This window comes from Candidatus Binatia bacterium, assembly GCA_036563615.1.
In the GTDB taxonomy this organism is placed as follows: domain Bacteria; phylum Desulfobacterota; class Binatia; order UBA12015; family UBA12015; genus DATCMB01.
Window position 1 is genome coordinate 1 of sequence record DATCMB010000017.1, and the last position, 11,665, is coordinate 11,665.

Annotated in this window: 10 protein-coding genes and 1 tRNA gene; 8 read left to right on the top strand and 3 right to left on the bottom strand. The window is 71.6% G+C overall.

Going from position 1 to position 11,665, the window contains the following annotated elements; all coding sequences use genetic code 11:
• Window positions 1-1,092: hypothetical protein (locus tag VIS07_14020; protein ID HEY8516622.1), on the top strand; the 1,092-nt coding region annotated here is incomplete at its 5' end.
• 279 nt (window positions 1,093-1,371) lie between these two features.
• Here VIS07_14020 and VIS07_14025 read toward each other — a convergent pair.
• Window positions 1,372-1,444, bottom strand: a tRNA-Asn gene (locus VIS07_14025).
• Window positions 1,445-1,549: 105 nt separating this feature from the next.
• Between VIS07_14025 and VIS07_14030 the strand changes: the two genes are divergently transcribed.
• From VIS07_14030 to VIS07_14050, 5 genes are all read left to right on the top strand, one after another.
• The gene (locus tag VIS07_14030) at window positions 1,550-2,062 is read left to right on the top strand and encodes a hypothetical protein (protein ID HEY8516623.1); all 513 of its coding nucleotides are present in this window, start codon (window positions 1,550-1,552) and stop codon (window positions 2,060-2,062) included.
• A gap of 119 nt (window positions 2,063-2,181) precedes the next feature.
• Window positions 2,182-2,958, top strand: a complete 777-nt coding sequence (locus VIS07_14035; protein ID HEY8516624.1) for a hypothetical protein — start codon at window positions 2,182-2,184, stop codon at window positions 2,956-2,958.
• A gap of 1 nt (window position 2,959) precedes the next feature.
• Window positions 2,960-4,654: a DNA polymerase Y family protein gene (locus tag VIS07_14040; protein HEY8516625.1), complete on the top strand. Its 1,695-nt coding sequence runs from the start codon at window positions 2,960-2,962 to the stop codon at window positions 4,652-4,654.
• A gap of 64 nt (window positions 4,655-4,718) precedes the next feature.
• Window positions 4,719-5,483, top strand: coding sequence for a histidinol-phosphatase (gene hisN / locus VIS07_14045; protein ID HEY8516626.1), 765 nt, complete (start codon window positions 4,719-4,721; stop codon window positions 5,481-5,483).
• 280 nt (window positions 5,484-5,763) lie between these two features.
• On the top strand, window positions 5,764-6,651 hold the full coding sequence (locus tag VIS07_14050; GenBank protein ID HEY8516627.1) for a TIGR03620 family F420-dependent LLM class oxidoreductase: 888 nt from the start codon (window positions 5,764-5,766) through the stop codon (window positions 6,649-6,651).
• Between the two features lie 129 nt (window positions 6,652-6,780).
• On the opposite strand, the gene VIS07_14055 is transcribed toward VIS07_14050, so the two are convergent.
• Window positions 6,781-7,539 carry a 3-oxoacyl-ACP reductase family protein gene (locus VIS07_14055; GenBank protein ID HEY8516628.1) on the bottom strand — a complete coding sequence of 253 codons (759 nt, stop codon included), beginning with the start codon at window positions 7,537-7,539 and terminating at the stop codon, window positions 6,781-6,783.
• A gap of 7 nt (window positions 7,540-7,546) precedes the next feature.
• On the bottom strand, window positions 7,547-9,235 hold the full coding sequence (gene ilvD / locus VIS07_14060) for a dihydroxy-acid dehydratase (GenBank protein HEY8516629.1): 1,689 nt from the start codon (window positions 9,233-9,235) through the stop codon (window positions 7,547-7,549).
• 734 nt (window positions 9,236-9,969) lie between these two features.
• Between ilvD and VIS07_14065 the strand changes: the two genes are divergently transcribed.
• Together VIS07_14065 and VIS07_14070 are read left to right on the top strand one after the other, a co-directional pair.
• Entirely contained in the window at window positions 9,970-10,641 is a 672-nt protein-coding gene (locus tag VIS07_14065; GenBank protein HEY8516630.1) for a hypothetical protein, read from the top strand.
• A gap of 13 nt (window positions 10,642-10,654) precedes the next feature.
• A partial coding sequence (locus tag VIS07_14070; GenBank protein ID HEY8516631.1) for a sigma-54 dependent transcriptional regulator occupies window positions 10,655-11,665 on the top strand: 1,011 nt, incomplete at its 3' end.

Consider the following 11,665-nt stretch of genomic DNA (forward strand, 5'->3'; position numbering starts at 1 on the left):
ACGCCACTGCGCCCGGCCGGTGCCGCCGGTGCAGACCAGGAGGTCGCTGCGGCGCCTGCCTCATTGGCCCTCGAAGCCGCTGGTCGGAAGATCTCGTCTCGCCGCATGCGGAGCCTCGCGAGCGGCGACATCGTCGTGCTGCTCGACGCCCTCATGCGCCGACTTGGTGAAGGGCTTCCGACGAATGCTTCTCAGCGTCCGCGAAGCGAGGAGGAAGAGATCGGCGCCGACGAGGAGGACGGTGGCGAGTTGACGCGCAAATCGCCCGACTTCGCGGATTTGGCGAAGGCGTGTCGAAGAAAAATCCGACGCCTCATCAAGCGCATGGTGGGGCAGTTCGAGCTGGCCAATGAGCCAGACCGCGCCCGGCGCGGCATCGTGCAGTTGGCGGCGGTGCTCGGCGTCATACGCACGCTGCGTTTTGTCGAGCAACGTCCCGAGTGGAAGCGCATGCGCCACGAGCTCGTCGATCGCGCCGACGAATGGGACCTCTTTCAGAAGGCTGTCCTCGCCGTCGTGTGGGGAGAGGAGGCGTTGGCCCCCCGTGCCGTGGCCGAGGCCGATGGCGAGAGCTTCGCGGAGTTGTCGATGGTCGTCGGGCTGCTCACGTGGCTCGCGTGGGACGTCGAAACCGACATATCCGTCGCGTCCCAGCGCGGCGGGCTTGAGGGGCTTGAGGACGAGCATTGGTACGCGGTTCAACTCTTGGCAGCCGTTGGCCCATGGCTCGTTGATGACTCGACCGCGCAGAACGTTCTCGAAGAGAGCGTGGCGCGCACGCCGCGCTTCGGCGTTGATGGCGAGCACTGGGTGGGGGTTCACCTGGCGGCACTTAAGACGTTCGCTGTCGCGAGCGCCTCGCCGAACGAGCTAGGAGAAGTCGGGCGCGTCGTGAAGCCAGGCGACCTGGTCATTCTGCCCGCTCGCGAAGCTCCCCGCGTTCGCGTGGTGTTGGACGTCGTGAGGGGGAGCGACGGCAGCAAGGTGGTGATGTTCGATCCCGACGCGAAGGATCGCGTCCGAGTCTTTTTGGCGTCCCGCGTGGCGACCTTTGCGTGGGGCGCTGCAGCCGCGGATGCCGTGGCCAGTTAAACGTCAGCGCCTCCGTCCCGCCCGAAGGCCCTCCGCTGTTAAACGCTCTCGGCTTCTCTCTCCCCGCAGGCCAGCAGAGAGAGCCCGAACGCCGTCCCGCGCGCCCTGCTCGCGCGCCCCCAGCGCTCTCTGCGCGAACGCTGTCCCAACGCCCGCAACGCCCGCCGACACGCAAACCCTCGGAAAAGCAGGGCAGAAACGCCAACGGCCCCGAGGATCGCTCCTCAGGGCCGCCGTTGACTTGGTCCTCCCGTCAGGTTCGTGACGGGAGAGAAACGGCTCCCCGGGCCGGACTCGAACCAGCGACCAATCGGTTAACAGCCGATCGCTCTACCAACTGAGCTACCGGGGAACGCGACGCTCGATACCGGATGGACCGTTGACGCGCAATTGGTGTGCGTCGCTGTGGGCTTCGCGGGCGTTTTGGTGTAGCAGGGCGCGCGAAGGAGGGCTGCTGATGCGACGATCCACGACGACTTCAATCCGGGGCAAGCTCGCTGCGCTCGCGGCGACCACCGCGCTTCTCGCCGCGACGGGGGCCGCGGCGGAATCACCATCGGGCGGCGGAACGATGGTGGCAACGCTGCATCCGGTGGCGGTCGAGGTCGGGCGCGTCGACGAGAAGGCGACCCTGGGGACGGCGAAGTTCACCCAGGGGGACGGCAAGGTCGACGTCCTGATCCAGGTGAACGGCTTCCCGCTCGGCGACCGCGAGGCGGGCCCGGCGTCCGACGGCGCCCCGGCGACGGTGCCGTTCGACGTCACCGTGGTGAAGACCGACTGCACGAAGGCGGAGGGCAGCCCCGAGCTGGTCAAGCTGCCGCAGCTGCAGGTCAAGGACGACGGCTCGGGCATCCTGATGGCGTCGACCGACGCGGTGAAGGCCGATCAGCTCGCCGGGCAGGCGGTGGTGATCGGCGCGCCGGGCAACAAGCGCCACGTCGCCTGCGGGGTGATCGCCGCCCGCTGACTGACGTCCGAGGCTCCGGCAGCGGGACGGCGCGGCCGGCCGTCCCGCTGCCGACCGGGCAGCGGTAGCTCTTCGCCTACCGTCTTGCCCGAAGGCGAACAAAAAGCGAAGATCGGCGCGTGGTCGCGCCCCGCCTGGTCGCCGAGATCAACGCGTCGCTGCCCGGTGCCGTTCGCCGCGCCGACGCGCTCGCGCACGGCGCTCGCGACGAGCGGCTGCCGACGGGTTTTGCCGAGCTCGACGCCGTCCTCGACGGCGGTCTGCCGCGCGGCCAGCTGAGCGAGCTGGTCGCCCACGGCTCGGCGGGCGCGACCAGCCTCGTCCACCGCCTCCTCGGCCGCCTCACCGCGCAGGCGCACCTCGCGGCCTGGGTCGACGCGCCCGACGCCTTCGATCCGGCGAGCGCCGCGGCCGCCGGGATCGACCTCGAGCGCCTGCTCTGGGTGCGGCCGCCGGATCTCGCGACCGCGCTCGCCGCCACCGAGGCGCTGCTCACCATGGGCGGCTTCCCGCTCGTCCTGCTCGACGCGGCGGCGCCTCCCCGACGTCCGATGGTCGCGGCGACCGAGCGCCTGCGCGGCGTGCGCGAGCGCACGCCCGGGACGCGCACGGCGAACGCGCTGCACGCCTGGATCCGGCTCGCGCGCGCCGCGGCGCGCTCGCGCAGCGCGCTGCTCGTCCTGCAGCGGGCGCCGCGCCGCGCACACCGCGGCGAGACGCCGCCGAGCGCGGGATCGGCCGCCGCGGTGCGGCTCGAGATCGAGCCGCTGCGCGTCCTCTGGGACCGCTCGGGCGGCGCCCCCTCGCTGCTCGACGGGCTCGTCGTGCAGGTCCTCGTGCGCCGCAACCGTGGCGGCCACGGCAGCGAGCGCCGCGTCCTGCTCGAGGTTGCTTGACGTGGCGAGCCGCTTCGCCTGCCTGTACGTGCCGCGCTTCGCGATCGCGGCGCAGCTGCGCGCCGAGCCCGAGCTGCGCGGCTGTCCGCTCGTCGTCTGCGACGCCGGCTCGCGCGCGACGGTGATCGACGTCTCACCGGAAGCCGCGCGGCTCGGGGCGCAGCCCGGCTTGACGGTCGCCCAGGCGCTGATCCGGCACGCCGACCTGGTGGTGCGCCCGCTCGACGTCGACGCGCTCGAGGCGGCGCGTGCCGCGCTCGCCGACGTCGGCCGCTCGGTGTCGCCGTGCGTCGAGGTGGTCGGCACGGCGGAGGAGGGTGGCGGCGCGCCGACGCGCAGCGGGGTGACGCGCTACGCGCGCGGCGGCGAGCACCGCCTGGCGAGCGCGGCGAGCGTCGCGCACGGCGCCGCACGCCCACGCGCCTCGAGCGTCGGCGTGGGGCTCGTCGGCGAGATCGTGCTCGACGTCGGCGGCGTCGCACGGCTGTTCGGCTCGCCGGGCGGCATCGCCGCCGCGCTGCTGCAGCGCGCCGAGCGCGTCGGCTTCACGGCCGGCGTCGGCATCGCCGACCGGCGTGCGACCGCGCGCATCGCGGCCGGCGTCGCCATGCGCCGCGGCGAGGCGATCGTCGTCCCGCCGGACGGCGACGCCGCCTGGCTCGCGCCGCTTCCCCTCGACGTGCTCGCTCGCGCTCTCGACGCGGACGACGACGGGCGCCGCGGCTTTCGCGCCGCGCTCGAGCGCCTCGCGCGCCTCGGCGTCACGCGCTGCGGCGACTTCGCGGCGATGCCGGTCGACGAGGTGGCGAGCCGCCTCGGTCCGGCGGCGGCGCGGATGTGGTACGTCGCCGCGGGACGCGACCGCTCGCCGCTGCGTCCGACGCTGCTCTCGCCGGAGTTCACCGAGGGGACGCGGCTCGAGTACGGCATCGCGTCGATCGAGGCGCTGCTGTTCGTCGTGCGCGGGCTGCTCGACCGCGTCGTGTCACGGCTCGCGCTGTCCGGGCTGTCGTGCAGCGGCTTGACGCTCGGCCTCGGGCTCGAGGACGGCAGCCGCGCCGACCGCAGCGTCGGCGTGCTGTCGCCGACCCGCGACGTCAAGACGCTCACCATGCTCGTGCGCTCGGCGATCGAGAGCGCGCCGCCGCACGCGGCCATCGAGTCGGTGCACGTGACGGCGATCCCGGACCGGCCGCGCGCCGACCAGCTCGACCTGTTCCGTCCCGCCGGGCCGCCGCCGGAGAAGCTCGCGACGACGCTCGCGCGTCTCGCCGCGCTGTGCGGCGTGGGGAAGGTCGGGCGTCCGGTGCCGCCGCCGGGGCACCGTCCGGACGCGTTCACCGTGCTGCCGTTCGCGCCGCAGAACGGGCGTCGCGCGGCGACGCGCACGAACGGTGACGCGGACGACGCCCAGGGAGCGCCCGCGATCGCGCTGCGCGCGATCCGTCCGCCGCGTCCGGCGCAGGTCTTCCTCGAAGCCGGCGCCATCGCGTACGTGCGCGCGCCCGGGCTCGGCGGCCGCGCGGTGGTGACGAGCGGCCCGTGGCGCATCGACACCGAGTGGTGGAGCGAGACGCCGTGCCGCCGCGACTACTGGGACGTGCAGCTCTCCGACGGCGGCGTCTACCGCCTGTTCCGCGATCTCAGCGCGCCGAACGGCGAGACGATCTGGTACGTCGACGGCTACTACGACTGAAGCGCAGCGCAAGAAACGAAGGCCCGCTTGACGACGCACGGCCTCGCATGTGCGTCTCAGCGCCATGCCAAGCTACGAACGCGAGCTCGAGGTCGCGCGCCGTGCCGTCGAGGAGGCGGGACGCGTCACGCTCGAGTACTTTCGCCGCGACTTCACCGTCGAGCGCAAGGCCGACGACACGCCGGTGACGATCGCCGACCGGCGCGCCGAGCAGAGCCTGCGCGCGGCCCTCGCCGAGGCGTTCCCCGACGACGGCGTGCTCGGTGAGGAGTTCGGCACGCTCGAGGGGCGCAGCGGGCGGCGCTGGATCATCGACCCGATCGACGGCACGCAGTCCTTCATCCGCGGCGTGCCGCTCTACGGCGTGCTGCTCGGGCTCGAGGACGGCGGGCGCTGCGTGGTCGGCGCGGCGGGCTTCCCGGCGCTCGGCGAGACCTACTTCGCGGCGCGCGGCGCCGGCGCGTGGTGCAACGACCAGCGCATCTCGGTGTCGCGCGTCGCGACGCTCGCCGAGGCGACGGTGCTGACGAGCGACGCCAAGCCCGAGCACTACGGCGACTTCTACCCCGGCTACGAGCGCCTGCTGCGCGCGAGCGCGCGCCAGCGCGGCTGGGGCGACTGTTACGGCTACGCGCTGGTCGCGCGCGGCGCCGCGGACGTCATGGTCGATCCCAAGCTCAACCCGTGGGACATCGCCGCGATCATCCCGATCCTCGAGGAGGCGGGCGGCGCGTTCTTCGACTGGAGCGGCGAGACGCGGATCGACGGCGGCTCGGGCATCGGGACGAACGGCCTGCTGCGCGAGCAGGTGCTGGCGCTGCTCCGCTGACGAGCGGACTGCTCCGCCGACGAGCGCGCGCCGCTACGCCGGCGGGGCCGCGCGTCGCGCACCGCGCGTGCCCCTCTCGAGCCGCGCGAGCGCGCGCGCCCGGCGCTCCGCGTAGTCGACGCAGGGCGCTGGATAGCCGGTCTGCGCGCGCAGCAGCGGCTCGCGCCACGGCTCGTGGACGAGCGGGGCGGGGACGTCGCGCAGCAGGACTCCGCTCGGCTGTCAACGTCGCGTGGCGCGCCGTCTGGTCACGGTCGCGCGCTCTCGATATGAGCGCCCCATGGACATCGGCAAGCTCGGCCTGTGGTTCTTCCTCGACACCATGCCCGCCGAGGAGGCGGCGACGTTCGTGCGGCGTCTCGAGGAGCTCGGCTATCCGGCGCTGTGGCTCCCCGAGGCGGTCGGGCGCGAGCCCTTCGCGCACATCGGCTTCCTGCTCGCGCGCACCGAGCGCATCACGCTCGCGACCGGCATCGCCAACATCTGGGCGCGCGACGCGATGACCATGGCCGCGGCGCAGAAGACGCTCGCCGAGGCCTCGGGCGGACGCTTCCTGCTCGGCATCGGCGTGAGCCATGCGCCGCTCGTCGAGGGCGTGCGCGGCCACGCGTACCGCAAGCCGCTCACGTACATGCGGCAGTACCTCGAGGCGATGCAGCGGGCGCCCTTCCTCGCGGTCGGGCCGGCCGAGCCGCCGCCGACGGTGATCGCCGCGATCCGGCCGAAGATGCTCGCGCTCGCGGCCGAGCTGACCCAGGGCAGCCACACCTACTTCGTGCCGCCCGAGCACACGGCGCGCGCCCGCACGATCCTCGGGCCCGACAAGTGGCTGTGCGTCGCGCAGGCGGTCGTGCTCGAGACCGATCCGGAGAAGGCGCGGGCGGCGGCGCGCCAGTACATGAAGACCTACGTGCCGGCGCTGCCGAACTACACCAACAACCTGCGCGACCTCGGCTACACCGACGAGGACTTCGCCGACGGCTGCAGCGACCGGCTGGTCGACGCGATCGTCGCGTGGGGCGACGAGGAGAAGATCGCGGCGCGCTTCCGCGCGCACCTCGACGCCGGCGCGAGCCACGTCTGCTTCTTGCCGCTGCGCGCCGACGGCGTGCCGCAGCCGGACATGCGCTCCGTGGAGGCGTTCGCGCCGTCGCGCTTCACGCCGTAGCGCGCGTCCCGCCGACGCCGTCGCTGCGGCGGGTGCGCGAGGGTGGGCGAGGGCGGAAGCTCGCGGAGGGCGGGGCGGAAGCTCGCCCGGAGCGCGGCGTCGACGCAGGCGTCCGGCGCGAGGCCGCGCCTACGTCAGGTGCGCGCCGCCGTCGACGAAGTACGTCTGCCCGGTGACGAAGTGCCCGTCGTCGGAGGCGAGGAATACCGCGACGGGTGCGAGATCCTCCTCCGGGTCGGCGAGCCGCCCGAGCGGCCGCTGCTCGCGGATGACCTCCGCCATCTGCGGGTTGCGCTCGAAGAACTCGAGCGTGCGCTTCGAGATCGCTCCGGGCGCGATGCAGTTCACCAGAATGTTGTGCTTGCCCCACTCGCGGGCCGCGGTGCGCGACAGCGCCGCGATCGCGGCCTTGGTGGCGTTGTAGTCCGCGAGCCCGGGCGCGCCGGTCAACGCGTTCAGCGACACGAAGTTGATGATGCGGCCGCCGCCGCGCGCGCGCATGTGCGGAAACGCGGCCTGCATCGCCCAGAACGTGCCCTTGAGCCCGGAGATCAGGAAGACGTCGAAGTCCTCGTCGGTGATCTCCTCGAAGGGCTTGTGGGCGTGCATGCCCTGCGCGTTGTTGACCAAGATGTCGAGCCCGCCGAAGCGCTCGACGGTCTCCCGGACCATGCGCTCGACCTGCTCGCGGCGCGCGACGTCGACGGTGAGCGCGAGCGCGCTACCGCCCGCCGCAGTGATCTCCTCCGCGGTGCGACGCGCGCGGTGCTCCTTCAGCTCCGCGACGACGACGTGCGCGCCCTCGCGCGCGAAGCGCCGCGCGATCCCACGACCGATGCCCTGACCGGATCCGGTGACGATGGCGACTTTGCCGGCCAGGCGCTGCATCGGGGACTCAGCCGGTCACGGCGCCGAGCGAGCTGCTCGACACGAGGCGCGCGTACTTCGCGAGCACGCCGCTCGTGTAGCGCGGCGGCGGCGGCGTCCAAGCGGCGCGCCGCCGCGCGAGCTCCTCGTCCGACACGTGCAGCTCGAGCAGGTTGCGATCGGCGTCGATCGTGATCAGATCGCCCTCCTGCACGAGCGCGATCGGACCGCCGTCGGCCGCCTCGGGCGCGACGTGCCCGACCACCATGCCGTAGGTGCCGCCCGAGAAGCGGCCGTCGGTCACCATGCCGACCTTGTCGCCGAGGCCCTTGCCGATGATCGCCGAGGTCGGGGCGAGCATCTCGCGCATGCCGGGCCCGCCGCGCGGACCCTCGTAGCGGATGACGACGACGTCGCCCGCCTTGACGCGATCGTCGAGGATCGCGGCGAGGCATTCCTCCTCGGACTCGAAGACCCGCGCCGGACCGGTGATGCGCGGCAGCTTGAGCCCGGAGATCTTCGCGACCGCGCCCTCGGGCGCCAGGTTGCCGCGCAGGATCGCGAGGTGGCCCTGCGCGTAGAGCGGGCGGTCGAGCGGCAGGACGACGTCCTGGTCCTTCGGCGGCACGCCGCTCACGTTGGCCAGGTTCTCGGCGATCGTCTTGCCGGTGACGGTGATGCACGAGCCGTCGATGAGGCCCGCGTCGAGCAGCATCCGCATCACCAGCGGCACGCCGCCGACGCGACGCAGGTCGGTCGCGACGTAGCGACCGCTCGGTTTCAGATCCGCGATCACCGGAACCTTGCGGCGGATGCGCTCGAAGTCGTCGAGCGTCAGGTCGACCTTGGCGGCGTGCGCGATCGCGAGCAGGTGCAGGATCGCGTTGGTCGAGCCGCCGAGCGCCATGACGACCGCGATCGCGTTCTCGAACGCGGCGCGCGTCATGATCTTGCGCGGCGTCAGATCCATCTCGATCAGCTTCACGAGCTGGCGCCCGGCTTCCTCGGTGGAGTCGGCCTTCTCCGGATCCTCCGCAGCCATGGTCGAGGTCATCGGCAGGCTCATGCCCATGGCCTCGATGGCGGACGACATCGTGTTCGCCGTGTACATGCCGCCGCACGAGCCGGCGCCCGGGCAGGCGTTGCGCTCGATCCCCTCGAAGTCCTCGCGCGACATGCGGCCCGCGGCGCAGGCGCCGACCGCCTCGAACACGCTGACCACCGTCAGGTCCTGGCCCTTCCAGCGGCCGGCCTTGATCGTGCCGCCGTAGACGAAGATCGCCGGGATATCGAGGCGCGCGATGCCGATCATCGCGCCCGGCATGTTCTTGTCGCAGCCGCCGATCGCGATCAGGCCGTCCATGCTCTGGCCCCGGCAGACGGTCTCGATCGAGTCGGCGATCACCTCGCGGCTGACCAGCGAGCACTTCATGCCCTCGGTGCCCATCGAGATGCCATCGCTGATCGTGATGGTGCCGAACACCTGCGGCATGGCGCCCGCCTCGCGCAGGCCCTTGGCGGCCCGCTCGGCGAGCTGCTGGATGCCGGCGTTGCACGGGGTGATCGTGCTGTGGCTGTTGGAGATGCCGACGATCGGCTTGCCGAAGTCGCGATCGCTGAAGCCGACCGCGCGCAGCATGGCGCGGTTGGGGGAGCGGCTATCTCCCTCGGTTACGACCGAGCTGCGCAGCTTGCGCGCGGGCTTTTCTTCCGGCATCGGGCGGTCCTTTCCCTGGCTGAACGTCCGCGCAGTGTAGGTGCCCGGAAGAAGGGCGTAAAGGCCGCCCGGTTCGACGCCCGTGTGCCAGGGACCGGGGATTCCTGGCGATTTTGCCAGATCTTGCGAAAACGAGTTGACACGCTCGACCCGATGGCCTTAACCATGCGCCCATGGCCGTACGGATCGAGTTCCACCCTCCGCCGCGGCGGCGGAAGGCGGCAAGCGGTAATCGGCCGTCCGCCATGGTCGTTCTCGGGATCGCGACCGCGATCGTGGGGACTCACATCCTGTTCTGGCTTGTGGGCCTCCTCGAGTAGGCGTCGCCTTCCAGCGATCCGCTTGGCGCGGCGGCAGCAAGCAGCAAGCCAGGTGGACGTCGGACCTCCGGCGTCCTCCGCGGCACGGATCGCGTATCGTCAAGGAGTAGATTTCGGCAGCGTAGTCAGAGCCCAACCGGGTGAAGGATCGTCGTATTCCTTCGTGAGCCGCATCCAGCGTAACGCTCCCCACCACCACATCCGCATCACCGCCACACCGGCCGGGCTCGCAACGCCCGCCACCCCCCGGAGCTGATCCACGCGGCGCGGCGAAACCGCGCTTTCGCCGTTATTAATGACGACACGGCGATCCGCCGAATAGATTTCAGGCTGGGTCCGCCCGGCCTCGCATTACGAGCAGAACGAGAGGAGTCGATGCGGGAAGCAGGCGCGCGAGCGCAGCAAGGCCGAGGTGTGGGTCGGCGACCGGAGGAGACGGTCGGCGGGTCAGGCGGCCAGCTCGTGCGGATCGACGAGGCGGTGCTGCAAGATCTCTCGCACGAGCTCGGCAACTACTTTCACAAGCTCTACTACTACACGGAGTCGGTGGCGTCGGGAGGCGACGTGGACCAGCTCGCCGCGCAGAAGCTCGGCGAGACCGTCCAGCGTCTGCAGGGCTTCCTGAACACCGCGCTCGAGTACTTCCAGCCCGCGCGGCTCAACCCGGTGGCGATGTCGGCCGGGGACGTCGCGCGAGCGATCGAGGCCCTGTTCCGCGGCGAGCACCCGGAGGCCAGCGTCGAGGTTCGCTGCGCGCCGACGGCGGCCGATGCGTCGGTGATGGTCGACCCGCCGCGGCTCTCCTCGGGGCTGCGCATCCTCGCCCGCCAGATCGCGGGCGCGGGCGGACCCGGGACGACGCTACACGCCGACCTCGAGCGGCGTTCCTCCGAGGATGGCGGCGTGCTCGAGATCGCCATCGCGAGGGAGGGCGGCGTCGACGACCCGTCGTTTCGGCCGTCGCATCGCCTCGTCGAGTGGGCGGTCGCGGGGCGGATGATCGAGCTGCACGGCGGCCAGCTGATCGCCAACGAATCGCGTCCGGGAGCGTCGGGCTGCATCCTGACCCTCCCGCTGTCCAGCTAGGATTGCACGGGATATGGAGACACGGATTCTCATCATCGACGACGACCCCTTCATCTGTCGACAGCTCGAAGACCTCTATCGCGCGCAGAACTACATCGTGGACAGCGCGAACGACGCGAACACCGCGCTGCAGCGTCTCTCCGAGCACGACTACTCGCTGGTTCTCGTCGACTTCAAAATTCCCGGCACCGATGGCCTGAACCTGACGAAGGAGATCCGCGAGCGCTGGCCGGACATCGACGTGATCATGATCACCGGCTACGCGAGCATCAAAGGCGCGGTCGAAGCCATCAAGCTCGGCGCGTCGGACTACATCACCAAGCCGTTCCAGAACGAGGAGGTCCTGGTCGCGACCGACAAGGTGCTCGAGAAGCGCCGTCTGCTCGACGAGATCCAGTACCTGCGCGGCCAGCTCGCCGACCGCTACTCGTTCGCCAACATGGTGTCGCGCAACCCGCGCATGCACGAGATCTTCGCGCAGCTCGAGGCGCTCGCGCAGAGCGACGCGACCGTGCTGCTCACCGGCGAGTCCGGAACCGGCAAGGAGCTGTGCGCGCGCGCGATCCACTTCCAGGGCAAGCGCAAAAACGGCAAGTTCGTGCCGATCAACTGCGCGGCGTTCCCGGACACGCTGCTCGAGAGCGAGCTCTTCGGCTACGAGCGCGGCGCGTTCACGGGCGCGGTCACCTCGAAGCCGGGCCTGCTCGAGACGGCGGAGGGCGGCACGATCTTCCTCGACGAGGTCGGCGAGATGCCGCTCGCGACGCAGGCGAAGTTCCTCCGCGTTCTCGAGGATCGCACCGTGCGCCGCGTGGGCGGCCTGAAGCAGAAGCCCATCGACGTCCGCGTCATCGCCGCGACGAACCGCGATCTGCAGAAGGACATCGCCGCGCAGCGCTTCCGCGCGGACCTCTTCTACCGCCTGAACGGCCTCTCCCTGCACGTCCCGCCGCTCCGCGAGCGCGTGGACGAGATCTGCGCCCTCGCCTCCTCGTTCGCCGCGAACGCCGCCGCGGTCCTCAAC